At 73.8% G+C, this 25,174-nt stretch carries 18 protein-coding genes and 1 pseudogene; 10 read left to right on the top strand and 9 right to left on the bottom strand.

Going from position 1 to position 25,174, the window contains the following annotated elements; translation table 11 throughout:
• Positions 1–5 precede the first annotated feature (5 nt).
• From ACIP82_RS09925 to ACIP82_RS09915, 3 genes are read left to right on the top strand one after another with little or no spacing between them, the layout of a single operon-like run.
• On the top strand, positions 6–815 hold the full coding sequence (locus tag ACIP82_RS09925; RefSeq protein ID WP_363608188.1) for an ABC transporter ATP-binding protein: 810 nt from the start codon (positions 6–8) through the stop codon (positions 813–815).
• Positions 812–2,206 (top strand): hypothetical protein, encoded by a 1,395-nt coding sequence (locus ACIP82_RS09920; protein WP_400652613.1) that lies wholly within the window; start codon positions 812–814, stop codon positions 2,204–2,206. Before ACIP82_RS09925 ends, ACIP82_RS09920 begins: the two co-directional genes overlap by 4 nt.
• A complete protein-coding gene (locus ACIP82_RS09915; protein ID WP_363608186.1) occupies positions 2,203–2,775 on the top strand; it encodes a hypothetical protein in 573 nt (190 codons plus the stop codon). The genes ACIP82_RS09920 and ACIP82_RS09915 overlap by 4 nt, the downstream gene beginning before the upstream one ends.
• Positions 2,776–3,225: 450 nt before the next feature.
• Here ACIP82_RS09915 and ccsB read toward each other — a convergent pair.
• The 3 genes and pseudogenes from ccsB to ACIP82_RS09900 form a co-directional block, all read right to left on the bottom strand.
• Positions 3,226–4,211, bottom strand: a pseudogene (gene ccsB, locus ACIP82_RS09910) (c-type cytochrome biogenesis protein CcsB).
• 498 nt (positions 4,212–4,709) lie between these two features.
• A complete protein-coding gene (locus ACIP82_RS09905; RefSeq protein WP_400652745.1) occupies positions 4,710–5,114 on the bottom strand; it encodes a MarR family winged helix-turn-helix transcriptional regulator in 405 nt (134 codons plus the stop codon).
• Positions 5,115–5,323: 209 nt separating this feature from the next.
• Positions 5,324–6,523 (bottom strand): MFS transporter, encoded by a 1,200-nt coding sequence (locus ACIP82_RS09900; RefSeq protein ID WP_363608185.1) that lies wholly within the window; start codon positions 6,521–6,523, stop codon positions 5,324–5,326.
• Positions 6,524–6,662: 139 nt separating this feature from the next.
• Here ACIP82_RS09900 and ACIP82_RS09895 point away from each other — a divergent pair, with 139 nt between their 5' ends.
• Positions 6,663–7,031 (top strand): transcriptional regulator, encoded by a 369-nt coding sequence (locus ACIP82_RS09895; RefSeq protein WP_363608184.1) that lies wholly within the window; start codon positions 6,663–6,665, stop codon positions 7,029–7,031.
• A 276-nt stretch (positions 7,032–7,307) separates the two neighbouring features.
• On the top strand, positions 7,308–8,537 hold the full coding sequence (locus tag ACIP82_RS09890; protein WP_400652608.1) for an alpha/beta hydrolase family protein: 1,230 nt from the start codon (positions 7,308–7,310) through the stop codon (positions 8,535–8,537).
• A gap of 55 nt (positions 8,538–8,592) precedes the next feature.
• On the opposite strand, the gene ACIP82_RS09885 is transcribed toward ACIP82_RS09890, so the two are convergent.
• From ACIP82_RS09885 to ACIP82_RS09875, 3 genes are all read right to left on the bottom strand, one after another.
• The gene (locus ACIP82_RS09885) at positions 8,593–9,732 is read right to left on the bottom strand and encodes a peptidoglycan recognition family protein (RefSeq protein ID WP_400652606.1); all 1,140 of its coding nucleotides are present in this window, start codon (positions 9,730–9,732) and stop codon (positions 8,593–8,595) included.
• Positions 9,733–9,947: 215 nt separating this feature from the next.
• The gene (locus tag ACIP82_RS09880) at positions 9,948–10,568 is read right to left on the bottom strand and encodes a choice-of-anchor C family protein (protein WP_400652604.1); all 621 of its coding nucleotides are present in this window, start codon (positions 10,566–10,568) and stop codon (positions 9,948–9,950) included.
• A gap of 549 nt (positions 10,569–11,117) precedes the next feature.
• On the bottom strand, positions 11,118–12,791 hold the full coding sequence (locus tag ACIP82_RS09875; RefSeq protein ID WP_400652601.1) for a trypsin-like serine protease: 1,674 nt from the start codon (positions 12,789–12,791) through the stop codon (positions 11,118–11,120).
• A 761-nt stretch (positions 12,792–13,552) separates the two neighbouring features.
• Here ACIP82_RS09875 and merB point away from each other — a divergent pair.
• Positions 13,553–14,212 carry an organomercurial lyase gene (gene merB, locus ACIP82_RS09870; RefSeq protein WP_400652598.1) on the top strand — a complete coding sequence of 220 codons (660 nt, stop codon included), beginning with the start codon at positions 13,553–13,555 and terminating at the stop codon, positions 14,210–14,212.
• Positions 14,213–14,374: 162 nt separating this feature from the next.
• Here the strand turns inward: merB and ACIP82_RS09865 are convergent, their stop codons facing one another.
• Complete coding sequence (locus tag ACIP82_RS09865) at positions 14,375–18,208, bottom strand: phosphodiester glycosidase family protein (RefSeq protein ID WP_400652595.1); 3,834 nt, start codon at positions 18,206–18,208, stop codon at positions 14,375–14,377.
• A gap of 789 nt (positions 18,209–18,997) precedes the next feature.
• Here ACIP82_RS09865 and ACIP82_RS09860 point away from each other — a divergent pair.
• Positions 18,998–19,396, top strand: a complete 399-nt coding sequence (locus ACIP82_RS09860; protein ID WP_400652592.1) for a nuclear transport factor 2 family protein — start codon at positions 18,998–19,000, stop codon at positions 19,394–19,396.
• A 729-nt stretch (positions 19,397–20,125) separates the two neighbouring features.
• Here the strand turns inward: ACIP82_RS09860 and ACIP82_RS09855 are convergent.
• Entirely contained in the window at positions 20,126–20,602 is a 477-nt protein-coding gene (locus tag ACIP82_RS09855) for an ATP-binding protein (protein ID WP_400652590.1), read from the bottom strand.
• A 361-nt stretch (positions 20,603–20,963) separates the two neighbouring features.
• Here ACIP82_RS09855 and ACIP82_RS09850 point away from each other — a divergent pair, with 361 nt between their 5' ends.
• Both ACIP82_RS09850 and ACIP82_RS09845 read left to right on the top strand, forming a co-directional pair.
• Positions 20,964–21,188 (top strand): DUF397 domain-containing protein, encoded by a 225-nt coding sequence (locus tag ACIP82_RS09850; protein ID WP_400652587.1) that lies wholly within the window; start codon positions 20,964–20,966, stop codon positions 21,186–21,188.
• A gap of 439 nt (positions 21,189–21,627) precedes the next feature.
• The gene (locus ACIP82_RS09845; RefSeq protein WP_400652585.1) at positions 21,628–21,927 is read left to right on the top strand and encodes a hypothetical protein; all 300 of its coding nucleotides are present in this window, start codon (positions 21,628–21,630) and stop codon (positions 21,925–21,927) included.
• A 536-nt stretch (positions 21,928–22,463) separates the two neighbouring features.
• Here the strand turns inward: ACIP82_RS09845 and ACIP82_RS09840 are convergent.
• Positions 22,464–22,817, bottom strand: coding sequence for a beta/gamma crystallin domain-containing protein (locus ACIP82_RS09840; protein ID WP_363606113.1), 354 nt, complete (start codon positions 22,815–22,817; stop codon positions 22,464–22,466).
• Positions 22,818–23,172: 355 nt separating this feature from the next.
• Between ACIP82_RS09840 and ACIP82_RS09835 the strand changes: the two genes are divergently transcribed.
• Positions 23,173–24,936, top strand: coding sequence for an alpha/beta hydrolase (locus ACIP82_RS09835; RefSeq protein ID WP_400652581.1), 1,764 nt, complete (start codon positions 23,173–23,175; stop codon positions 24,934–24,936).
• Positions 24,937–25,174: the final 238 nt, after the last annotated feature.

Raw genomic sequence — 25,174 nt, 5'->3', positions numbered from 1 at the left:
ACCGCATGACACCCGTGACGAGCGCGGCCGACACCGCGCCGAAGACCTACGCCTGGGAGATCCGCGCCGGCGCCCTGAAAGTGCGCGCCGCACGCAAGAAGACGGCCGTCGACGGGCTCGACCTCTGCCTGGGCACCGGTACCCACGGCCTCCTGGGACCCAACGGGGCGGGAAAGACCACCCTGATCCGGGCACTGGCCACCGTGCTGCCCCCCGCCGGGGGCGAACTGGAACTGCTCGGCACCCCGGTGGGCCGGGTGGGCGACCACCGGGCCCTGCGCCGCCGCATCGGCTACCTGCCGCAGGACTTCGGCTACTACAAGCGCTTCACGGTACGCGAGTTCGTCGAGTACATGGCCTGGCTGAAGGAGGTCCCGAAGACGGACATCCCCGCGGCCGTCCAGCGCGCCGTGGAACGCGTGGGCCTGGCGGACCGCGCCGACCACCGGATGAAGACCCTGTCCGGCGGCATGGTGCGCCGCGCCGGCATCGCCCAGGCCATCGTCAACGACCCCGCCCTGCTGCTGCTGGACGAGCCGACGGCCGGCCTGGACCCGGCACAGCGGCTGCGCTTTCGCGAACTGCTGCAGGAACTGGGCCGCGAGGCCTGCGTGGTCGTCTCCACCCACCTGGTCGAGGACGTCGCGGCGGCCTGCTCCGACGTGGTGCTCTTCGCCGACGGCCGCCTCGTCTTCCAGGGCACACCGGACGATCTGGCCGCGGCGGGCGGCACCGAGCACCCGGGCGACAGCCCCCTGGAGCGCGGCTACTCGGCGCTGCTGAGCACCCGCGGCCGGCAGGCAGGCACCTGGTGAACACACGTGTCCTGCGTACCGAGCTGAAACGCTCCGTCGCCCCGTGGGCCGGCGTCGTCGTCCTGGGCGGCAGCCTGGCGTTCCTCTGCCTGATCGACGGAATGTGGTGGCGGGGTGCCGCCGCGTGGACGGCCCAGTGGACGTCGATGGCGCTGACGACCCGGTGCATGCTGGCCTTCATGTGGCCACTCGCGGCGGGCTTCGGGGCGGTGCACGGGCTGCGTGATTCCCGCTCACGGATGACCGAACTGCTGACGACCACACCACGGCCGCCCTGGCACCGCGCGGCACTGCCGGTCGGCGCGACGGCGATCACACTGGCGTCGGGCTTCGGCCTCCTCGTCCTGGTGGGCGCGGTCCAGGTGGCGCTCGGCCCTGCCACCTACACGCCGCCGTCCTGGCCGGTGATCTCGCTGGTGGCGGTGCTGGCCCTGGTCGCGGGGGCCGTGTTCGGCATGGGCGTCGCGCGGGCCCTGCCCTCCGTGTTCACCCCGCCGCTCCTGGTGGTGCTCTTCCTGGCGGCGACCGTCTTCCTGCGGCTGTTCACCGACGGGGCACTGCCGTCGGGTCACCTGCCGAACCGGCTCTGCCTGCTGTCCCCGGTGACCGAGATGCCACGGCAGATGCTGCTGACCCTGTCCGGCGCCGTGGACTTCGGCCAGACGCTCTGGCTGCTCGGCCTGCTCGCCACCGGCTTCGCACTGCTGATCGCCGCGACCCGCCGGGCCCGGCTCCTCGCGGTGGCCCCCGTCCTGGCCGGCGCGGCCCTGGCCCTGCTGATCCTCCCGGCGGCCGCGCGCGACACCTACGTCGTCGACAAGGCCGCCGCCACCCTGGTCTGCGACGGCCCGGTGTGCGTGACGCGGGCGCACCGCTCACACCTGCCCGAACTCGCCCCGCGCGGCAGGGAAGCGCTGCGCGTGCTGCACGACGCCCTGGGCGACCGGGCGCCGGTCTCGGTGCGGGAGGAGACCACGCTGCGCGCGATCGCCGGCGAACGCGAACTCTCCGGCGACGTGGTGCTGATCGACTTCGACGACCCACTGCTCACCGGGGCGGCGGGGCCGGAACTTACCCGCCGGCTGGTCGCCCAGGGTCTGGCACCGAACTGCCGACCGCGTACCGTCTGGGAGGGCGGGGGGCTGGCCGGCGTCCCGGTCCAGAGCATCGTTGCGAGCTGGGCCCTCGGCGATCACGAACTCCGGCCGCTGCGGGAGCCGGAGGCCGACGAGTACGCGCGCCGTGCCTGGGCGGACGCCGAAGCCGCCTGGGAGAAGCTGACGGCCCTGCCTCCGGCCGAGCAGCGCTCGCGGATCGCCCAGGTGCACGGCGCCGCGCTCTCCTGCGCGGACACGCAGCTTGCGGTGCTGGCGGGGGAGGCGTCGCGATGAGGTGGCTGATGCTGTACGCGCGTTCACGGCAGGTGCCCGCCTCGGCCGCCGCGGTCCTGCTCGTCGCGTCGGCGGTGTGGGCCTTCAACCGGGGCGGCCCGGGCCCGATGGACCTGGGGATCGCGGTCCTGGTCCTGGCCGCGAACGTGGCGGCCGCCTCCGTCGGGCTCGGCGGGCAGGACGCCGCGCTGGAGCGGACGGCCGCGATCCGGTGGGCACCCCGGCGGGCGGCGCACGTGCTGCTGACCGGCGCGGCCGCCGGTGCGGCGCTGCTGGCGGTCCAGACGGCGGGAGCGGAGCTCGCCCCCGCCTGGGTCGTCGTCCGAGACAGCGCGGGCCTGGCCGGCCTGGCCGCGCTCGGTGCGGTGCTGTGCGGGGCGCAGTTCGCGTGGACCCTGCCGACCGGCTGGCTCGCGTACGCCCTCCTCGTCCCGGCGCTGCGCGGCACCGCGGGAGAGGTGGCCAGCTGGATGATCTTTCCCTCCGGTACGGCGGCGGCCACTGGTACGGCGTGGGCCCTGCTGGTGACCGGTACCGCGGTCTACGCCGTGGCAGGACCGCGACGGTAACGGGCCCGCCCGCCCCGTGCCCCGGTCGGCACGGCGCGGCCTGCCGGGTACCGGACGGTCTGCGGCAGCGGCACCTTTCCTCCAGCGGGGGTTGTCGCCTCTTGGGGGTCCGGCCGCCCGGCAGGCCGGTCCGCGGACGGTCGGCCCCGCGCCGCCGCACGGCCGACCACACGGGAGGGCACGCGGCGGGCCTTTCCCGGCAGGCGGTGCCCCGCTCCGAGAGGCCGCCATGACAGCACCCGGGGCGGGGGTTCGAGGGGTGGCCTCCTGAAGCCCCCCGGAGCGCGGACCCTGCCGGTCCCGCGTGGATCGCGACCACCCTTTATCCGTTCGTCCTGCTGGCGGGTGTCGGCGCAGTGCTCCAGCGAAGGGATTCCTGAGACCCGGTTCCACCGGGTCGAGGTGATACCGGGAGAGGGAGGCCCGCGCGCCTCCCTCTCCCGTCGGCCGTCAGCCGACTCCGGCGTACGAATGCTTGCCAGTCACGAAGATGTTGACGCCGTAGTAGTTGAAGAGAATGCAGAGGAAGGCGGCCAGCGCCAGATACGCGGCCTTCCGTCCCTTCCAGCCACTGGTGGCACGCGCGTGGAGGTAGGCCGCGTACGCGATCCAGGTAATGAAGGACCACGTCTCCTTGGGGTCCCACTCCCAGTACTTTCCCCATGCCGCCTCGGCCCAGATGGCGCCCGCCACGATGGTGAAGGTCCACAGAGGGAACACCACGGCGTTCATCCGGTACGAGAACTTGTCGAGGGTTGCCGCGGCCGGCAGACGTTCCCAGACATGTGCCGAAGTCCCCCATGGGCCGTCCGGCCGGCCGGAAGCGCGCCGGCTCTCGTACGAATCCTTTCCCAGGAACAGTAACGTCGCCGCGAAAGCGGTGGAGAAGGCGCCGGCGCACGCTGTCGCAGCAGTGACGTGAATGGCCAGCCAGTAGGAGCGCAGGGCCGGTACCAGCTGCTCTGTGTCCGTGTACAGCACGGTCACCGCGCGGCCGATATGCCCCGGGTGGCAACCCCGCCGACGTGGAGCAGCGCCCCCAGCACAGCGAGGGAGACGCCGATCCGGCCGGCGAGGTCACCCCTGGCACTCGTCCCCGCCGCACCGGGCCCGTCTGTTCCGCCGCCGTCCCCTCGGCCCGATGTCACGCTGGCGGCTCCTGCACCGGCCAGAAGAGGGCGGACGAGGGTGGTGGTTCCCCCATCGGACGAGGCAACGGTCACCGCTACCTCGCGGCGCGCGGCCCTCTCCGGGGCGGTAACCGCGTCAGCGAGGCCGGTCTGCTCGGCCGAGCGACGCGCGACCGAGCCCGAGCTGCCGAAAGTCCACTCGAAGATGTGAGCAAACATGGCCAGGAGGTACACGGATACCGCAGAGTAGATCAAAACATTGGAAAAGCGGGCGAGTTGAAGGTCAACTGTTGCAGCCAAGCTCACCATAGGCTCCCTGAATAGCAGTCAAAGAGCGGGCAGGTCCAGGTGGTTGCCCGCCGCTCCGAGGTGATTCTTGCACGCACCCCCGGGTGCCCATGCGGCGCCTCCTCGTTCGTCGAAGATGCTCAACTCGTTGATGCTGTAAGATAATTGATTTTTACTCTGCTGATTCCGTGACCGGGTCCGTCCGGCGGATCGTGCGGCCCGCCCTCTGTCGCCCCACCCGCCATGGGGGCTCGCCGCCGGAAGACGCCTGGGTCGGCGCGACGATCCGGATGTGGATCGCGACCGTGGAAGCGACCGGACCGCCCGGTACAGGAGCCGGGCCGACCTCTTCTCGCTCTACCCCTCCTGGCCCCGGGACCGTGTCCGGCGGCGTCTGAGCGCCGGCGGCCCGGGGGGCCTCCGGCCTGTCGTGCGGGGGCTTCCCGGGCCGCCCGGAACGGATCGTGAACCCCCGCCGCCCTGTCCTTCGGGCCGGCACGCCCCGGGGGCGGGGGCTCAGGGCCCGGTGAACGGGCCCTGCTTGACGAAGCGCCGCAGGCCGCGGGCGAACGCCTCGGCCTCCCCGGGGGGCCAGGAGGCGAGGGTGGCGGTGATCCGCCCGGCCAGGCGCCGGCGCATCACCGACACGGCGTCGTGCCCGGCCGGGGTGAGGGCTAGCAGGGTGGCCCGCTGGTCGCCGGGGTCGGCCTCGCGGCGCAGCAGCCCGGCGGCCTCCAGGCGGGAGGCACGCCGGCTGACACCGGAGCGGTCGAGGTCGATCTCGGTGGCGAGTTCGGCGGCGCTGCGCGCCCCGGTGCGGGCCAGGCCGCTCAGCACGGGGTAGGTGGCCTCGTCCACGGCCTCGCCCAGGCCCTCGGTCAGCTGCCGGTACAGGTAGGTGCGGGTGCCGCGCTTGAGCAGGAGGGCGAGGGCGTCGGCGACGGTGTCCCCGGGAGTGGTCGAGGGCGAGGGGCCGGGGGAGGGGGTCCGGGTGCCAGGGGTGTGTGCGGGGTCCACCCCCCGATCGTAGCGTGCGTGGCGCACGCGTTCCTCGGGTAGGGTGCGAGAAGCGTGCGTAACGCACGCATTTTTCCGCCGTCCGCCCGCCGCCCGCCCGCCCGCCGCAGGCCCTATGGCCGGGCGGCGGGGGCGGGGGTGGGTGTGGCCGGGGTGGAGGTGGACGGGTGGGTCTGGTTCTCTCCGCGGGTGGTGGCTGCGGCGGTGGCTGTGGCCGTCAGGGCGAGGGCGGTGGCCGCGAGCGGGAACCAGCGTTCGCCCAGTAGTGCGATGGATGCGCTGCCGGCTGCGCCGCCGGCGGCGGTGCCGAGGTAGAGGGCGCTGCTGTTGAGGGAGATCAGCAGGGGTGCGTTGGCCGGGTCGATCGAGGCGAGCCGGTGTGGCAGTGCCACCGACACGGCCCAGCCGGCCAGTGGGGTCACCGCCGCGTATGTGAGCGCGCCGGGCATGCTGGCCGACGCCCAGGGCAGTGCGGTGAATGCGGCTGCCGCCACCGTCGAGCCCCACAGCAGTACCCGCCGCACGCCGATCCGGTCCACCAGACGCCCGCCGAGCCAGCTGCCCGCCACCGAGGCCAGGCCCGAGACCAGCAGGACCAGGCTCAGCCGCTCGGAGCGCCCGCCGGTGGCCGGGGCGACGGCGGTGGCCAGGTAGATGTAGACCGACTGGAAGGCGAGGAAGAACACCAGTGTGGTCGCGGCCGCGCCCAGCACCCGGCGTTCGCCCAGTGGGGCCAGCCGGGCCCGCAGTCCGGGTGCGGCGGCGGGCGCGGGCAGGCCGCGCAGCAGCAGCGCCAGTCCGGCGAACGCGGCCGCCCCCAGTGCGGTGACCAGCCACATCGTCAGCCGCCAGTCGGAGCGCCCGACCCAGGTGCCCAGCGGCACGCCCAGCGCGGTGGCCACCGTCATCCCGCCCAGTACCGTGGCCAGTGCCCGCCCGCGCCGCTCGGGGCCCACCAGTGTGGTGGCCACCGCGTTGGCGGTCGGGGTGTAGAGGGCGGCCCCGGCCGCCGCCAGCACCCGGGTGGCCAGCAGGAACCCGTAGCCGGGCGCGAGCGCGCTGAGCGCGTTGGCCGCGGTGAACACGGCCAGCGCGCTCAGCAGCAGCCGCCGGCGGGGCCAGCGGGCGGTCAGCGCGGCGAGCAGCGGTGCCAGCAGCGCGTACGCGAGCGCGAACACGGTGACCAGCTGGCCCGCCGCCGGGACGGAGACCCCTAGATCGCCGGCGACCGGGCCGAGGATCCCGGCGATCACCATCGAATCGGTGCCCATGGCGAAGGTGCCGAGGGCGAGCAGGAGCAGGCGTACGGGCATGGGTTCCCCCCTGTTGGACGAACGGGCAACAGTTTGACGCTCGTCAAACATTAGGGATTGGTGGATGATTGTCAAACCATCGCGCACCACCACCGCGCCGCGGGGAGCCGCCGCAGGAGCCACAGGAGGACGACCGGCCATGGAAGACGAACGGCTGCCCCAGCCCGACAGCGACGGCATCGACCTGGTCGCGGTGCTGCACGCCCTCGGCGACCCCGTCCGGATGCGCCTGCTCGCCTCCTACGCCGACGGCGCCGAGCACTCCTGCGACCCCCGCCACCTCGGCCTGGACCACCTCCACAAGTCGACCGTCTCCCATCACATGCGGGTCCTGCGCGAGGCCGGCGTCACCAGCACCCGTGTGGCCGGGCGCAACCGTTTCGTGAGCCTGCGCCGCGCCGACCTCGACGCCCGCTTCCCCGGCCTCCTCGACGCCCTCCTGGCCTCCCTGGCACCCGCCGAACCCCCGGCCGCCGCCGAGCCCGCCGGGGAGCCCCGCACGCCGTGAGCCCCCGGCCCGGGCCACCGGTCAGGCCCGGCCCGCCGGCGCCCACCGCCCCGCCCGCACACCGCCCCGCCCCGGCCGCGCGGGCCGGCCCCGCCCCCGGGGTGGCCGTCGCGCCGGCCCGGCGACGCCCCGCACCCCCTCGCATCGCACCACAGGCCTATGTCCCGGGTCGTACCCGCCGCCCCGATCCCCGGCCGTGGCCGGACGCGCCCGCCCCCGCACCCCGGGCACGGTGGAACCCGCACCACGCGCCAGCCACCCCGAGGACAGACCACCATGACGACCCGTCACCACAGGCCCGAGCGGACCCTGACCGCCGCCCTGCTCGCCGCCACCGCCCTCCTGACCACCCTCCCCACCACCACCGCCACCGCCGCCGCTGCGGCATCCGTACCCGCCGGGGCCGTGTCGATCCAGCTGGCCCTGCCCCCGCCCACCGGACCCCACCCCGTCGGCACCACCACCCTGCACCTGACCGACCCCACCCGCCCCGACCTCTGGGCCCCCACCCCCCGGCCCCGCGAACTCAAGACCCAGCTCTGGTACCCCGCCACCACCACCGCCGGCCACCCTGCCGCCCCCTGGGCGACCCCCGCCGAAACGGCCCACCTGGAATCCGACTACCTCGGCGCCCCCGCCGGCCGCCTCACCTGGCCGCTCACCCACGGCCACCAGGACGCCCCCGCCGACCACACCACCCGCCACCCCGTCGTCCTCTACTCACCCGGCTCACGCGGCGACCGCGGCTTCGACACCGCCCTGGCCGAGGAACTCGCCTCCCGCGGCTACATCGTCGCCGCCATCGACCACACCTTCGACTCCGGCGAGGTCGAATTCCCCGGCGGACGCCTCGAAGTCCGCAACACCGCCGCCGTCCACGCCATGACCGATGCCGGCATCGTCGCCTACCGCGCCGCCGACACCCGCCTCGTCCTGGACCGGCTGACCGCCCTCGCCGCCACCGGCACCAGTCCCGACGCCGGCCACCGTCCCCCGCCCCCCGGCCTCGCCGCCGCCCTCGACCCCGCCACCGTCGGCATGTTCGGCCACTCCATGGGCGGCGCCACCACCCTGCAGACCCTCCACGACGACCCCCGCGTCCAGGCCGGCGCCAGCCTCGACGGCCCCGTCTTCGGCGCCCCCGCCACCGACGGCCTGGCCCGGCCCGTCCTGCTCATGAGCTCCGCCTGGGACAGCCCCGCCCGCGACGCCATGTGGGACACCTTGTGGCCCGAACTCACCGGCTGGCGACGCCAGTTGAACCTCACCGGCTCCGGGCACCTGTCCTACACCGACTTCGAGCTCCTGCTGCCCCGGGCCCGGCCCGCCATCGCCTGGACCGCCGCCGACCTCGACCACTTCCTCGGCACCGGCGACGGCCCGCACGCCATCACCGCCCAACGCGCCTACCTGGCCGCCTTCTTCGACCTCCAGCTGCGCCACCGTCCAACCGTCCTGTTCGACGGCCCGTCACCGCGCTACCCCGAGATCGTCCTCCAGCGCTGAACCGGCCCGGGGCCGCCCGCCCGGACCACGGACGGGCGGCCCCGGCACACCCCGCTCAACCCCCGCGAACGGCTCGGCCCAGCGCCGCCACGTCCGCACGCAGCTGCGGCAGCGACGCGTACATCACCCCGCCCGGGCAGTCGGTGGCCAGCCAGTCCCGGTGACCGCTGATCATGTCCACCGGCCTGGTCACCCCGTTGACGGGATTGACGAACGTCGTGTGCGCCCGCGGGTCCAGCCCGTGCGCCCGGGTCAGCGCGCCCAGCAGCACCGTCAGCGAACGCCGGGCCGCTCCGGTCGGCGCCTGCCCGCTCAGCGTGCCCAGCAGCGCGATGCCCAGGTTCCCCGAGTTGAAGCCCGAGGTGTGGAACGCCGTCACCACGTTCCCGGCCGCGTCGTGTGCCGGGATGCCGTCATCGCCCGACCAGCGGCCCTCGTAGACCCGCCCGGCCTCGTCGATCAGGAAGTGGTAGCCGATGTCGCCCCAGTCCAGGGTCACCGCGTGGTACTCGTAGACCGCCCGCACACTCGCCGCCGGGTCCGGGTCGGCGTTCACGGTGTCCGTGTGGTGCACCGTCAGCGTCTGCAGCGGGTAGTACTTGACGGGGGAGTTCTCCACCCCGTCCTTGAACCGCTTCGACTCGTCCGCACCCCACGCGGCTCGCGACAGGTACTCCACCCCGCAGAACGACAGCGGACCGGCCACCGCACGGGCCTGCGCGCGCACCGGCCCGTGCGCCGTGTCGATCGCGGCGCTGCGCACCCGGGAGGCGCCGTCGGGCAGGTGCAGGTCGTAGCCGTCCGCGCCGCCGGCGGCGACCAGCGCGCCCGCGCCGGCGCTCTCGTGTCCGTCCGGGCCGCCGGCGCAGCCGGCCGGCAGCGGCTGCCACGGGCCGGTCTCGCCGGCGCGGTGGAAGCGGATCGAGGCGCCGCGGCGCGGCCCCTGCCAGCTCACGGCCGCGTAGCGGATCGGGAAGCCGGCCCGTACCCGGGTGGCGGCCGTCCCGGCCGGCGAGATGGCCCGGGTCTGCGGCACACCGCCCGCGAGCCCGCCGCCCGCGGCGCCCGGGGTCCCGGCGGCGGCGGCGGGCGCGGCGGCGGCGGACGCGGCGGGGGTGACGGCGAGGGCGACGGCGCCGGCGCCTATCGCCCCCAGGACGGTGCGCCGGGGCAGGGCGGGCTGGGCTTGGGGCATGGGCAGTCCTGTTCTGCGCGGGCCGAAACCGGCACGCGGGAGGCCACGGCCCGCAACCGGGGACGCCGTCCCCCCGGTGACGGTCGATCAGTACCCGAATCTACCCGCGGAAACGCTACTGCGGGTTCCGCTTTGCCGGACGTTCACCGAAGTGCCCCGTCGCCCGCTCCCGGCGGGGGCGGGCGGACCGTGCCGCCTGCCCCCCGGGGGCACGGTCAGTTGCAGGAGGGGCAGGGCGCGCACCGCTGGACCTGGACGTTGTCCACGACCGGTCCGGCGGCGCTGTTGGGGGTGGTGCTGGCGAACGCCAGCGTGGTGGCGGCGCTGGTCGCCACGAAGGTGAACTGGCGGGTCACGTAGCCCATGGCGGCCCGGTTGCGGCCGGCGGTGTTGAAGGTGAAGTCCTGGAAGTCCTGGCCGTCGACGAGGGCCTGGCCGGTCTTCACCGCCGGTGCCGCCTCCGGGTTGCCCGCGAGGGAGTACGTCACGGTGTAGGCCGCCCCCGGCACCGTGGTGAAGGCCTGGGAGACGGACCCGGGGGCGGAGCCGTTGAGGTCGACGGACTGGTCGCCCTCGGCGGCCTGCCAGAATCCGGCGCCGATCAGGTCGACCGATCCGCTCGTGACCTGCCAGGGCCCGATGGTCTGCCCCGCCACGAGCTCCTGGAAGGTGTTGGCCGCCACCTTGGGGGTCTCGAAGCTGCCGTCGTCGAAGCGGCTGAGGGCGGCCAGGCGGCCGCTCGGACCGGCGGCGTGGGCCGGCAGCGCCGTCGCGGCGGTGCCGGCGGCGAGCAGGACGGCGGTGACGGCAGCGGCGCAGGCGCGCGAGGTCAGCATGGGATCCTCCCAGGTGGAAGCCGTACGAGAGCCTGAAGTCGGCTGAACAGCGCACATCCTGCGGCCTGCCGGGAGACGGGGCCAAGACCGGTGCGCCGGCGCCTCGTGGTGCGGGGCGCCACCGGTGGGCTCTCACACGCCGGTTTGGCCACCCGCCGCCCGCCACCGGCGGCGCGGGGCCGGCGACCGAGGCCCCGGGGCGGGCGTTCTTCCGCCCGCACCACCGGGGCCCCGGTAGCGCGCCGGCGACGCGTACGCCCCGCCCGCGCCTCCAACACCCCCGGCCACGCGGACCGGGAGCCCCGGGAAGTCCCGGGCCGCGGCGACGCCTGCCGGAACGCAGCGCCGCGGCCGGGCAGTGCCACGGCCGCCCGCGCCCCGGCCACGCGGGCGCGGTGTCCTGCCGGGCCGCGCCCGGTCCGTGGCCGGGGCGGCCCGTAGCCGGGCCCGGGGCCATGTCGGTGCGTTCGGCGCGTTCGGTGTGTTCGGTGTGTCCGGGGGGCGGGCGGCCGTGTGGCCGTCCGCCCCCGGGCCTGTCGTGGGGCGGTGTCAGAGGGTGCCGGTGAGGGCGGTGCCGGTGTGGTTGCCGGTGATCCCCTGGAGGTTGAGGGCGGTGACGGGGTTCCAGCCGCCGTCGGCGAGGCGGGCGGTGGTCAGGACGCGGTTGTCGTTGGTGACGACCGCGAACTGGACGTCCTGGTCGACGGGTGCCGCGCTGATGGAGGTGGCGGTGACCTGGCCCAGGACGCCGCTCAGGGAGCGGAAGGGCTGCCAGGTCTGGTTCGGGAACCAGATGGTGTGGTACTGGTTGGCGCCGTTGTCGGTGAGGACGGCGACGTTGACGGCGTCGCCCTGGCGGGCCATGGCGACGGAGGTCACGGGACCGGTGGCGCCGGCCTCGGAGGCCACCGCTCCCCAGCCGCTCCAGGTCCCGTCGCCGGTGCGCCGGGTGTGGTAGAGCTTCCCGTCCGCGACGGCGGCGACGTGCAGGTCGTTGCCCACGCCGGCGGCCGCGACGGTGGTGATGCCGCTCAGCGGTCCGGTGGCGCCGAAGACCGGGCCGAAGCCGGCCCAGGTCCCGTTGGCGAGGCGGACGGTGTGGAAGACCTGGCCGCCCTCGGCCACCACGACGACGTGCAGGTCGCCGCCGACGCTGGCGGTGGCCACCTGGGTGATGTCGTTGAGGTTGCCGGCGACGGTGTTGACGTCGCCGAAGGGCTGCCAGGTGCCGTCGAGGCGGTGGATGGCGTGGTGCAGGCGCCCGTCGCCGCCGAGGGTGACGATGTGGGTGTCGCCGTTGATGCCGGCCGTGGAGGCGACGCGCACGCCGCCGGTGCTGCCGGCCTTGGCCTGGACGTCCTCGAACGGGGTCCAGGAGCCGTCGTAGAGGCGGGTGGCCTGGTAGAGGCCGGTGTCGCCCTTGACCAGGGCCTGGGTCTTCCAGCCCAGCGCGGTGGCGCGGACCTGCTGCACCCAGCCGGCGACGTCGTCGGTGCGGGTGCTGGTGGCGCCGGTGCGGGTCTCGGTGGCGGGGGCGCCGAGGCAGCCGCCCTGCCAGGAGAGGGAGGCGACGGCCACCAGCTCGGCCCTGCCGTTGGTCTCGCGGATGGTGGGGGCACCGGTGTCGCCCTTGCAGACGGCGGCGCCGTTGACCCCGGTGGTGTCGACGGCGGTCGGCTTGACGGTGTTGAGGGTGAACAGGCCGGAGTGCAGCTTGGTCGGTGCCCAGTCGGTGGTGGTGCGGCCGTAGCCGGCCACCCGCAGGCTCTCGCCCGTCGCCGGGGTGGTGGTGGCGAGGGTGAGCGGGGCTATGCCGTCGACCGGTGTGGCGAGGCGGGCCATGACCAGGTCGCGGTCCTGCCGCGGTACCAGCTCGACGATGTCCGCGGTCTTCCCGGCGGTGGTGGTGAGGTCGGTGCGGCCGATGGTGGCGGTGGTCTTCCACTTCGGGGCGCCGGCCGCCAGCGCGGTGGGCTGGGCCGGGTTGTCGGCGAAGCAGGAAGCGGCGGTGATGATCCAGTTGCGGTCCACCAGCGCGCCGGTGCAGGCACGGACGTTGTTGCCGATGTCCAGGCGGGCGGTGTAGGCGTAGGCGCCGTCGGCGGCGGGGGTGCCGGTGACGGCACCGGCCGGAGCGGCGGAGAAGGTGGTCAGGGCACCGGCGCCAAGGGTGGCGGCCAGCAGGCCCGCCCGGCGGGCGTGGGACGAGGTCTTACGAAGCATGAGTTCAGTTCCTAGAAACAGAGTGACTACGAAGTCAGATGATGAAGGAAGGCTTTCGGCCAGCCGGTGACACCGCGTCCGACGACGGCGGCCGGGGCTTTTCCGGGGCTCTCACCGACGCTCCGGGAAGCCGCCCATGGTGAAGCGAACTCTCCAGCACCTTCCTGCCCTTCCGGTCGGCCTGATCCATCAAGTCGGCAATGCCGGGCCAAAGTCTAGATCACCTGGCAAGCCCCCTAACGGATGTGAAGGAGAGTCACTTTGCCTGGCCGGCGGTCAAAGATCCACAATCGGAGCAAGGGGGATCATCGGTCAATATCGGGCATTGCGGTGAAGTGCCTGATGCCGTCCAGGTGCCCCCCGACCGGTCAACTGGATTGGAATACAAGGATTCTGATGAGAACCCTTCTGCCTGCTAACCAGTTCCCGTTATGATTGCCTCGCCGATACGCGGCGCAGCCACTTTGGGCGCACAGGGGGTCCTGCGAACGATCGGGGATGCACGGGACCGGTGTCGAAGGAGGCAGCGGCCACCGCCGCCGGCGGGGGACAGGGGGACAGCAGGCCCGGACCTCCGGCTCCGACACCCGCCAGGACCCCGGACCCCAGGACCCCGGAGACCCGAGGCGCCCCGCCGCAACCACCCGCCCAACCAAGCGCGTTCGCGCAGACACCCACCCGTACCGATGTCCACCCCGCCGGAGACCACACACTCTGACGAACTGTCACCACGCCTGCCACGCCTGTGGCATGCTGGCGCCGTGGAACTGGAACGGCTGCGCCAGAGCATCTATCGAACCTTCGCCGAGACCGGGCGCCCTCCGCAGCCCGACCAACTGGTGAGGACCCTCGGGCTGAACTCATCGACCCTGCGCAACGGGCTGCGCCAACTCGCCCTCACCCGGCACCTGGTGATCGACGAGCGCGACGAGATCGTGATGGCCCACCCGTTCTCGGCGGTCCCGACGGCCTTCTCCGTCATGAGCGGCTCCACCCTGTGGTGGGGCGGCTGCGCGTGGGACGCCTTCGCGCTGCCGCACCTGGTCCGCGGCGCCTCCCCGGCCCTGGTCGCCACCACCTGTCCGGCCTGTGACCGGCCCCATGCCTGGACCGTCACCCGCGAGGCCCCGCCCGCCGGCGACCAGGTCGCCCACTTCCTCGTCCCCACCACCCGGATGTGGGACGACGTCCGGCACACCTGCGCCCACCAGCGTCTCTTCTGCTCCACCGACTGCGTCGACAACTGGCTGGCCGCCACCGGCCGCGACCGCGGCTACGTCCTGAACCTGCCCACCCTGTGGCGTCTGGCCTCGCACTGGTACGAGGGCCGCCTCCACAGCCCGTACGTGCGCCGTGAACCCGCCGCCGCGGCCGGCTACCTGCGTTCGGTCGGGCTGACCGGTTCCTTCTGGGGTCTGTGACCCCCGCTCCCTTCGCGCCGGGGCCGTCGCCCGAACGGGCGGGGCCCGAACGGTCAGGGCCCGTACGGTCCTTGAACGGGCGGGGCCCGTGCGGGTGCCGGGGGACGGCGCCCGCACGGGCCTCGGTGGTGGCGGGCCGTCCTCAGCCGGCCGCGGGTGGTGTCACCGTGCCGCGCACTGGCCGGAGACGGGGCCGTGCACGGTGTTGGGGTGTCCGCCGTCGGTGGGGGCGGGGGTGTTGCCGGAGCAGTCGAGCGGTCCGTTCACGGTGGTGCCGGCGAGCAGGGTGGTGCCCTGGTTGAGGGCCAGGTGGGCCGGTCCGGTGACGGTGGACCACAGGACGGCGACCGGTCCGGTGCTGCCGCTGACCGAGACCGGTCCGGTGATGCGGGTGTCGCTCAGCACGACGGCGGCCGCGCCGCGGGCCGACAGCGGGCCCTCGACGGTGGAGCCGGTGGCCACCAGGGCGGCGCCGGGCTGGACGAGCACGGGGCCGGTGACGGTGGCGCCGTCCAGGCAGGTGACGCCGGAGGTGACGGCGAGCGGCTTGCTCCGGGTGCCGCGCACGGTGGTGGTGCAGACGGGCGCGGTGCCGACGGTGACGTCCTGGCGGGCGGTGATGCCGCCGACGGTGACGGTCAGCGTCGCGGTGCCAGGCCGCAGCCCGGTCAGGGTGCGGGCGGCCGGGTCGTAGGCGGCGACGGCGGTGCGCGGGGCGCCGGCGGCGGGGCCGATGTGTACGCGCTCGCCGCCCCACTGGGCGGTGACCGGCCAGGCCACCGGCACGGTGCGGTCGCCGTCCTGGGTGAGGGTCGCGGTGACGGGCGCGCTGTCGAGCAGGCCGAGCGCGGCGGGCGCCTGGAGGGCGACGGCGTCCGCGCGGGCCCTGACCTCGGCGCGCAGCCACGCGGAGGCGTCGTCGGGCACGGCGTAGGGGTCGGTGACCTTGCCGGCGGCGGGGTTGACGCCGAGCATGGTCCAGCCGGTGAAGCCGCCGCGTCCGGGTTCGGAGGCCGGGCCCTTGCCCGCGTTGCCGTTGATCAGGTAGGGCACGCCGTCGACGCTGCTCGCGTGGAAGGCCCCGACGTGGCCGGTGACCATGGCGGCGGACTTGCCGGCGGCCCGGAAGTCGCCCAGCCACTGCTCGACGAGGGCGGCCTCCTTGCGGTCGCCGAGCTGGCTGCCCTGGTCGGGCAGCGGGTCGCGGGTCGGGTGGTGCTCGAACAGCAGCAGGCCGGTGACGTCCGGGTCCTTCGCGGCGTCGTCCAGGGCCGAGCGCAGGCCGGCGACCTGGTCGAAGCCGCCGGCGCGCAGGCTGCCGAGCGAGCTGTTCAGGGTGACGAAGCGGGTGCCCTTGACGTCGAAGACCTGCTTGGTGTCGCCGAAGGCGGCCTTGAAGTTGTCGATGGTGCCGGGGCCCATCACCTCGTGGTTGCCGGGCACGTAGTGCCAGGGGATGCTGTGGCCGGTCAGCTGGTCGAACTCGTCGAGCAGGGTGCGGGCCAGGGCGAAGTCGGCCGGGGCCGCCTCGTCGACGAAGTCGCCGTCGATGACGAGGAGTTCGGGTTTGGCGGCGGCGATGTCGCGCAGGGTGCGGCGGGTGGCCTGGACGATGTCGCTGTCGGGGCTGCGGGCGATGAACTGGGCGTCCGACATGACGGCCACCCGCAGCGGGCTGTGGTCCACGGTGCCGCTGGTGAGCACGACCGGGTCGGTGATGTACGGGCGCGCGGGCAGCTCGACGTCGGGGGCGACCTTGACGCGCAGGTCGGACAGGGTGAGGGCGCCGGTGTAGGAGCGGCCGGCGCCGGTCTCCATCAGCCGGAAGCGCTGGAAGGTCAGCGGGTACTGCACGCCCGCCGGGACGGGGAACTCGACCTTGCGCCAGCCGGTCCAGGTGACCATCGGGGCGTCCAGGTTGGCGGTGACGCCGGCGGCGGTGCGGTACTGGATGCGCGGCCAGGCGCCGTTGCCGTCGCCCTCGATCCACATCGTGAGCGAGCGCGGCTGGCCGGGCAGGGTGATGCCCTGCGGGGCGATGGCGTACTGGCCGCGGGTGCCGGTGGACTGGGTGAAGTCGTAGGTCATCCGCAGGCCGGCGGTGCCGTCGTGGCCCAGGGCCGGGGCGACGCCGCCGCCGGGGGCGCGGTCGTTGCCGGAGGTCCAGGCGGCGGCGTCGGAGAAGTCGGCGAACGGCTTCTCGGCCATGCCGACGGTGACGGCGACGACGGTCTCCAGACCGGCGGCGGTCAGTTTGAGCGTGGCCGACCTCCCGTCGGCGAGCGCCTTGAGGGTGAGCGTGCCGTCGGGCGCGGGGGTGGCCTCGACGACGCCCTCGCCGCCGGTGACGGTCAGGTCCGCGGCCTCGACGGGCGCCTCGTGGCCCTGGGCGTCGAAGCCGGTGACCGCGACGGAGGCGGTGGCGCCGGGGGCCTCCAGGGCGACCGGGTCGGTGCCGGCGGTGATCCGCACCGGGGTGCCGAGCACGGTCAGCGCCAGGGCGGCCGGCTCGGCGCCGTCGGCGCTCGCGGTGACGGTCACCGGACCGCAGGCGCGGCCGGTGACCACCGCGTCGGTGCCCCGGCCGTCGACGGCGGCCCTGGCGCCGTCGGGGGTGGACCACCGCACGGCGGGCGCCGCGCCGGTGACGGGGCCGTAGGTCTCGTCGTGGGGCAGGGCGCGCACCGTGCGGTGCAGGCCGGGGAAGACCCGGGTGGCGGTGGACACGGCCTCGGCCGGGCGCAGCCGCAGGCCGCGGGCCTGCCCGGAGCCGGGGGCGCTGAACAGGCCGAGCCCGTTGGCCACCGCCCGCTCCCCGCCGTTGTCGGAGGGGCTGCTGACGGTGTCGGCCCGCTCGGTGCCGGGCAGGCGGGCGGCCATCGCGGCCGAGCCGCCGCCGTCCATGTTGAGCGCGTTGTGGGCGCCCATGTCCCGCATCAGCACGGCGAGGTCGGGCAGGCTGATGCCCGGGCTGTCGGCCTGGCGGCCGTCGACGGTGACCAGGTACATGCGCTTGTTGTCGGCGGAGAAGCCGACCGCGGTGCGGGCGTTGAGCTCGTTGCCGTCGTTGTCGCCGGGGCGGCGGGCGACGCCGTCGGCCACCAGCACCTGGTAGCCGCCGATGGCGACGGCGACCTCGCCGAAGGAGGCGCGCGGGCGGTAGCCGACGTCGACCCGGTCGCCGGGCCTCAGGTCGCGCAGCGCCCGGGCGCCGGCCTCGCGGCCCACCAGGACGGTGGCGCCCTCGGGCACCGCGGCGCCCACGTGGTCGCGGACCTCGGTGACCTTGCCCTCGCGCAGTTCCACCTCGGCGACCTCGCCGGAGCCGCCGGTGGAGTTCGCGCGCGAGGCGTTGCCCCAGGCGGGGGTGAACAGGCCGACGCCGTCGGCGGGCAGGCCGTAGGTGTTGACGCCGGCCAGCGTCACCTCGCGGCCGCCGGGCAGGTTCGCGTGGCCCGCCAGGAACACCTCGGCCATCCGGGCCAGGCCGTCGGTGCCGACGGTGACGGCCTGGTTCCAGCCCTCGACGGGTGCGTGGATCAGGCCGCCCTCGCGTGAGACGCCGACGCCCAGCGGCGCCTCGGAGGCGTTCATGTCGAAGTAGTCGCCGTTGATCGCGGCGACCGCGCCGGCGTTCCTGGCCATCTCGGTCACGCCCTGGCGGGTCGTCACCTTGCCGGAGGACAGGTAGTCCACGCTCAGGCCCTGGGTGGTGAGGTCGGCGACCAGCACCTTGCCGCGGATCCAGCCGCCGGCCCCGAGCCGGTCGAAGGAGGTCATGGTCAGGCCCGGCGCGACCGGGGTGACCTCGCGCCGGGTGACGACGGACTCGCCCGGCCGGTCCAGGACCAGCTCCGGGGTGCCCGCCGAGACGGCGGGCGCCGCGTGCGCGGTGGCGGGGACGAGCGCGGGCAGGCCCGCGACCAGGAGCGCGCCCAGCGCGAGCACGGCGGCGGGACGGCGGGACCGGGGCGTGCCGGTGACGGGGGGTGGCATCGGGGGGTTCAGCTCCTCGGACGGTTGCGGGTGCGGCGGCCGCCGGGCACGCGCGCAGGGCGCACCCGGTGGCCGCCGCGAACGGCGGGGCCCGGGTCCATGATCACCGGGCCGACCGAAGCCAATCGCCCACGAAAGACCTCCGCGCCACCGGACGGTGAACCCTCGCGTTCACCCCCGCGAACAAAACCCCCGGACCCCGCGCCAACGGGCCGCAGCCGGCGGGTATGTGTTCCGCGAGCGACCAGCCCACGACCCTCCGCGAGTGCATGTCGATCACCGTCGCCAGGTACGTCCACGACCCACCGGCTCACCTGATCTCGGTGGGGTGCCTGGCTGTAGTTGGTGTCTGGTGAAGTGTCGGAGGTTCTCGGGTGGTTGGCGAGGGTTGGTCTGTGGCGGGGTTGTTGGTGTGGAGGTCCGGGTGTGTCGATGGTGCTTGTCGGGCCTGGTGCTTGGCGGGTCTGGTGTGATGCGGTGGTTGTTCGGGTCTGCGACGGGTCGGCAGTCGCCGTGCTGGTCGGCCGTGCTGACGGGTTCGTTGTCGGGGTGCGGTGGGTCGGTCGGAGGGTGGGGTCGCTGATTTCGCCGGTGGTGGGCGGTAAGTCCTCGTTTGTGAGCAGGTGTTCGGTCAGCGGGTGTCTGCCCGTGTGGGTGACGGCGTCGGTGAAGGTGGTGTCCTGGTCGTGGATCAGGGCTGTTGCAAAGTTGTGTGATCTGGTGGGTGTGCTGGGCCGAAGTGGCTTCGACGCCATGTCCGTTGCTCCCTGCCGGTGTTACTGTCGCACCATGTCCAAGATCGAGATTGATGCGATAACCGCCGAGTTCTTCGGGGCTTTCGACAACCGCGGCGGCGAGGTCGCGGACGTGAGCCGGATCCGTCGGCTGGTCATTCCGGGTGGTGTGATCGTGCTGACCGGGCCGAAGTACACGGTCTACACCGTGGACGAGTTCATCGAGCCGCGCGAACGCCTGCTCGCCGGCGGGCGGTTGGTCGAGTTCTCGGAGTGGGAGACCTCCGAGCGGACCGAGATCGTGGGCGACATCGCGTCGCGCTTCGGCGAGTACCGCAAGGCCGGCGTTCTGGACGGCGAGCCGTTCGAGGGTGGCGGGACCAAGACCATCCAGTTCGTCCGCACCCCGGAGGGCTGGCGGATCGCGGCGTTCTCCTGGTACGACCAGCCCTGAGCGCAGCAGCCCGCGGGGCCTCACTGTTCTAGTTTCGACGGGGGCGAACGCGGTCCGGGTGATCGCCCGCAGCCCCTCGATCCCCAGGCCCGTCGCTGCCGGGGCTGTCGAAGCCGCCGTGTGGCGGGCTCTCTCGCTGTCCATGCCTGTCTGTGTCCGTTCCTCTTGCGTTCCGGCACGAGGGGGGTGGGGCCCGGCCCGTTCAAGGTGCCCGCACCCATGGGCAGGGCCCCGTCTGGTGTGCCGCCCGGTTGTAACGGACGGCTGGTTGCCGCTGGTGCCGGCGCGGTACGGCGCCCGCGCCCGCGGGGGTGTGGCCCCCAGGGGTGCCACAGCGCTCTTCCACGACCCGGCCGGTGACGAGCCGGGGGTTGGTACCCGGTGGCCCGCGTGAGCACCAGCGGGCCACCGGGGGTCTGTCCGCGGCGGCGGGGCCGCCGGGCCGGAGCCGGACCGTACGCGGAGGCCTTCGCGGCCTCCCGCACGTCCCGCACGTCCCGCATGTCCCGCATGTCGGCACGGTGTGGACCGATCAGCTCATCGACCTTGACCTTCACGAACTTCTCCACCAGGTCCACCAGGTCCTCAGGGGCCGGTGCCAGGTCGGCCGTGTCCTCCCGGCGCATCCGGTCGAACGCGCGCTCCTCATGCCGGTCGAACACCCGCGCGGTGTACCGGCCCCGGGCTGCGGCCGGTACACGGGCCGCTCTCGGCCGGCCGGCGACCCGCTCACGCGGCGGCCACCGGGCGGTGCAGCGCCGCCTGCCGGTGGAACGCCCGTACCTGTGGCGGCGGCCGCGGGCCGGCCACCCGCCGGTGGGCGTCGGGTGCGAGGATCCGCGGCCCGGGCCCGGTGCCGACCGATGTCGCCGCGGCCCCCGTACCGGTGGGAAACGGGTCCTCCAGTTCCAGGGTGAACCAGACCGTTTTGCCTCCGCCGACCAGCTGCTTCCAGCCGAAGTCGGTGGCCAGTGCCTTCACCAGGGCCAGGCCGCGCCCGCCGGAGTCGATGTCAGCCGTCTGTCGGACCTGCGGTGTTCCGTTGCCGGGGTCGGTCACCGAGGCCCGGAGCGCGCCGGTGTCGTCGGCCTCCACCTTGATCGGCAGGTCGTCGATGCCTTTCCCGTGGGACAGCGCGTTGGTGACCAGCTCGGAGGTGAGCGGCGCGACGTCATCGGCCTCTGACGGTCCCCGCTCCCGGCTCAACGGTCACGGTCTGGCGTAAGAGGTGCGCCGGAGTGTGCTTGTTGCCATGATGTGTCTGTCCCGTGTACGCGCGTGTGCACGGGACGGTGCCTTCTGTCGGCGCCATGTGGTTCTGAAACCGCCAGTTGTGATCACGGCGGGCCTGGGTGTCCACCGGGGGCGTCCGGCGATGCCGGGCCGATGCCGAGTCGGGGAGGGATCTGGGTGTCGTTCTCATCGAGGGTCTACTCGACGGGGTTCGGGTCGGTGGTCCCGCCAACGTGGAGTTCTTCCGGGCGAAGTTCAGGCAGGTTGCGGCCGAGGTCATGAGTGTCGACGCATCGCTTCGCTTCATTTCCGACCAGAGGGGCAGGTTCAAGGCATGATCCACGTCAGTAACGCCGCTGCGGCCGGGCTGGAGTTCAAGAAGTCCAGCTACAGCGGCAACAACGTCGACTGCGTTGAGTTCGCTACTCCCGGCGAAGCGGTCTCGTACGTGCGTGATTCGAAGGACCCCGGGGGTCCGGCGCTGGTTCTCACCGCCGGGGCCCGTGCGGCTTTCATTACGGCTGTTGCCGCGGGCGAGTTCGGCTTCGGTCTCGTCTGACGGTCCCCGCCCCCGGCTCAACGGCCGCGGTCCGGGGCAAGAGGGGTGCGCCGGACCGTGTTTGGGGCTGGTCCACTGTTCACGGCCGCGGTCGATCCGCAGGACCAGCAGCATGCCGAAGCCCCCTTATGGGTGACCGTGGCCGACACCCCCTGACGGGTGTGCTGCTGGCCCTGGTCGGCGTCCTCCTCGGCCGTCCGCGCAGCCCCGGACGCGGCGCCGGCCGGTGCGGTGACGGACCGGGACTCTGTGGCGGAGGGGTTCTCGCCGCCGTGTTCTCCCGCGCCGGCCCGGGCAGACGCGGCTGATCACGAACGGGTCCTCGGGCGCAGCCGTCCGGACAGCTCCGTGGAGCGGCGACGTCAGGTGGTGACGCCGCGTGCGGGCAGGAACCGGTCTCCCCGGCTGTCATATGATCCGACCGGACAGGGGGGGTGCCATGAGCACGTGCGGACGCGGTACAGAGTTGCGCGATGGCAGCTGCGAAATCGTGGGAGTAACAGCGGTCTACGGGTACTCGGTTATTCTGCTGCTGGGGATCGGTGCCGTTGCCGTCGGTTTCTCTGTGCTGCGGAAACGACGGTCGGCTCCACCGGTCGGTTTCGATCAGGTGTCGGCCGGACATGGCCGCCGGACGGCCGAGAAGATCGCTTACAGGGCCGTGCCCTATTTCCTGATGATCTGGGGATTCCTGTTCATTGTGGGCTGGATCGGCGCGATGGTTCAACGGCTGACCTGATCAGTTGTCCTCCGGCCCGGCGGCCGGCGTGGACCCGGCGGGCGAGAACCGGGAAAGAGTGTCCGCCCCGGCCCGGCGTTGGTGGGGGAGTGTCATCCGGATTCTCCGTGAGTGGTACGAAGTTCGACAGCGTGAATGCTCCCGGGGTGTGGACCCGGAGCGGGGTTCGCCGGTCCGCCGGCGGCGGACCGGCGGTGCACGCCGCGCACGTCCGCCGGCCACGTGCGGTCCTGCCTCTTTCCGGCACCCCGTACGGCGAAGATGTATTCCTCGCCAGGAACTCGGGAACTCAGGAACTCAGGAACTCAGGAACTCAGGAACTCGGTGACTCAGGAACTCAGGAACTCGGTGACCCGCAGGGCGGGGCGGACGTGCGGGTGTCTGCTCCGACCTGCTGGTTCATGGTGCTCGGGCGACGTCGTGCATACGGGGCGACGGCCCGCGCCGCACGGTGCGGGCCGTCGCCCCGGCGGCGGTGTCCCGGAATGGACAATCAGTGAGAACGGCCGTCCCGGGGCGGCCGGCCCGTTGACCCGTCACACGATTTCGATGTCCTTGACCTTCGGCGGACGGTTCGGGAAGGAGATGTCGGTCCACCGTGTGATCTTCACCGAATCGCCGTTGTCGTCGTAGTAGATCAAGTCGTTGTTCCCCGTGGAGATCCTGTCGACCCACCACCCGCCGAAGGAGGTCCTTCCGCCGTTCGCGTAGCAGTCCACGCTCTGACGGCCGCCGTCGTGCGACCAGATCTTCAGGAAGTCCTCCCCGCCTCGGCACTCGACATGGTCGATGGCGAAAGCGTTGCCGGTCGGCACGGTCAGGGTGAACGCGGCGGCCGCGGCGAACGCCACGGCCATGGAACGCGCGACCTTCTTCGTTTTTGAGATCACAAGTTCTCCTTGATTCGAATGCCGAACGGGGAGATCACTTCGCAACCGGCGTGGGCGGCGTCGTGTTGAAAAGCATCTCAATGACCGCTGCAGTGCGGCCATCACGTCTCGTTTCGTGCTTACACCAACGACGATCCTGTAGGACCGCTGTGCACGGCAATCCGCTTGCGGTCCCCGGCTGAAATCCGCCCCATAATGTCCGGATCGGTTCTGATTGGGGGAGTTGGCATGATTCGAGCATGATTGCCGGTGGCCGTGACTGCCGCCGTTGTGCGGCGCCGGACGACGCGATCAGCGAGGCCGCCCGGGCGCCGGCACCCGGGTGGAGACCGGACGGGGACAGGTGGAGGAACGGGTGGAGACCGGACGGGGACAGGTGGAGGAACGGGTGGAGACCGGACGGGGACAGGTGGAGGAACGGGTGGAGACCCGGGCGCGGGCAGTCCACCCACGGGTCCAAGCCACCGCCCCGCCCACCCCCTACCGTCCGAACCATGCCCCAACTCACCCACCGTACAAGGCCGTTCCGCCCCGCGCCGCGACCGCAGCCGCCGCGACCGCCGCCGCCCTGCTGCTCGCCCCCACCTGCGCCCCGCCCGCCGCCGCGGCCACCGCGCCCGCCCGCACCGCGCCCGCCCGCACCGCGCCCGCCCGTACCGCGCCCGCCCGTACCGCGCCCGCCCGCACCGCGCCCGCCCGCACCGCGCCCGCCCGTACCGCGCTCGCCTGGGGCGACTGCCCCGCGCCCACCCCCAACGCCAACGGCACCGTCACCCCCAGGGACCCGCGCCAGCAGTGCGCGAGCCTGCGCGTGCCGCGCGACTACCGCCACCCCGAAGCCGGCTCCATCACCCTGGAGATCTCCCGCATCCGCACCGCCACCCCCGCCCACCGCCACGGCGACCTCCTGGTGGTCCCCGGCGGCCCCGGCGGCTCCGGCCTCGACCACCCCAGCCGGATGGCCACCCAGCTGCCACCCGCCGTCCTCGACCACGACGACCTGATCGGCCTCGACGAACGCGGCATCGGCAACAGCACCCCCGTCGCCTGCGGCCTGCCGCCCGCCGACCGCTCGGCCGCCCTCGCCTACCCCTTCCCCGCCCCGGACGGCACCATCACCGCCAACCTCGCCCACGCCCACCGCGTCGCCGACAGCTGCGCCGCCCGCACCGGCGGCTACCTCGCCGACATCACCACCGCCAACTCCGCCCGCGACCTCGACCGCGTCCGCGCCGCCCTCGGCGACCCCCGGATCTCCTACCTCGGCACCTCCTACGGCACCTACCTCGGCGAGGTCTACGCCACCCTCTTCCCCGCCCGCACCGACCGCGTCGTCCTGGACAGCGTCGTCGCCCCCGGCGGCGAACGGCAGGCCCTCGGCCTGCTCGGCCAGGGCGCCGAGGACGCCTTCCCCGACCTCGCCGCCTGGCTGGCAGCCCACGACAGCACCCTCCACCTGGGCGCCGACCCGGCCGCCGTCCGCGCCACCTACGACCGCCTCACCGCCCGACTCGACACCACCCCCCTCGTCCTGGGCGACGGACGCGTCCTCACCGGCAACGCCCTGCGCACCGTCACCTACGCCACCCTCGTCTCACCCGCCTACTACCCGACCGCCGCCGCCGTCTGGCAACGCGCCGCCGCCACCCCGCCCACCACCCCGGCCGCCGCCTTGTCGGCCGCCGCCGACGGCCCGGCCGGCCCGCTGCCCGGCGTCGTCCCCGACAACTTCATCGCGGCCCAGGACGCCGTCCTGTGCGGCGACACCCCCTGGCCCCGCGACAGCGCCTACTACGCCGCCCGTACCGCCGCCGACCGCATCCGCCACCCGCTCACCAACGGCATGCCCGGCAACGTCTGGCCCTGCGCCTTCTGGCACTACCGCCCCGCCGAACCCCCGGTCCGCATCACCGGCGCCGGCCCCCGCAGCATCCTTCTCCTGCAGGACCTGCGCGACCCCGACACCCCCCTCACCGGCGCCCGCCGGACCCGGCGCGCCCTGGGCCACCGGGCCGCCCTGCTCACCGTCGACGCCGCCGGCCACGGCGTCGACTTCGCCGACCCGCGCGTCCGCGACCCGCTGACCGCCTTCCTCCTCACCGGCCGGCTCCCCGGCTGACCCCCGACCCGGCTGACCCCGGCCCGGCTGACCCCCGACCTGCCGTCCGCCCGCCGCCCGGGACACCGCCGCGCCGCCCCGGCGCCCACGTCCCGCGCGCCCCACGTCCCGGGCCCCGTCCCACGAACCGGCCCACACCCCCCGTACCCTGGGCGAACCGCCCCTGACCAGCGCACCCGCACCCGCGCCCGGGGGCACGGGCCCCCGGCCACCGTGGCCGGGAGGTGACAGACGGACC

This window comes from Kitasatospora sp. NPDC088548 (assembly GCF_044753005.1).
Classification (GTDB): Bacteria; Actinomycetota; Actinomycetes; order Streptomycetales; family Streptomycetaceae; genus Kitasatospora.
This window is presented reverse-complemented; position numbering and strand designations above follow the sequence as displayed.

Coding starts and splice junctions, on each gene's coding strand:
- ACIP82_RS09865 (WP_400652595.1), bottom strand. CDS start 18,208: ATGCCACCCCCCGTCACCGGCACGCCCCGGTCCCGCCGTCCCGCCGCC.
- ACIP82_RS09875 (WP_400652601.1), bottom strand. CDS start 12,791: ATGCTTCGTAAGACCTCGTCCCACGCCCGCCGGGCGGGCCTGCTGGCC.
- ACIP82_RS09845 (WP_400652585.1), top strand. CDS start 21,628: ATGAGCACGTGCGGACGCGGTACAGAGTTGCGCGATGGCAGCTGCGAA.
- ACIP82_RS09890 (WP_400652608.1), top strand. CDS start 7,308: ATGACGACCCGTCACCACAGGCCCGAGCGGACCCTGACCGCCGCCCTG.
- ACIP82_RS09880 (WP_400652604.1), bottom strand. CDS start 10,568: ATGCTGACCTCGCGCGCCTGCGCCGCTGCCGTCACCGCCGTCCTGCTC.
- ACIP82_RS09895 (WP_363608184.1), top strand. CDS start 6,663: ATGGAAGACGAACGGCTGCCCCAGCCCGACAGCGACGGCATCGACCTG.
- ACIP82_RS09925 (WP_363608188.1), top strand. CDS start 6: ATGACACCCGTGACGAGCGCGGCCGACACCGCGCCGAAGACCTACGCC.
- ACIP82_RS09850 (WP_400652587.1), top strand. CDS start 20,964: ATGATCCACGTCAGTAACGCCGCTGCGGCCGGGCTGGAGTTCAAGAAG.
- ACIP82_RS09860 (WP_400652592.1), top strand. CDS start 18,998: ATGTCCAAGATCGAGATTGATGCGATAACCGCCGAGTTCTTCGGGGCT.
- ACIP82_RS09885 (WP_400652606.1), bottom strand. CDS start 9,732: ATGCCCCAAGCCCAGCCCGCCCTGCCCCGGCGCACCGTCCTGGGGGCG.
- ACIP82_RS09900 (WP_363608185.1), bottom strand. CDS start 6,523: ATGCCCGTACGCCTGCTCCTGCTCGCCCTCGGCACCTTCGCCATGGGC.
- ACIP82_RS09915 (WP_363608186.1), top strand. CDS start 2,203: ATGAGGTGGCTGATGCTGTACGCGCGTTCACGGCAGGTGCCCGCCTCG.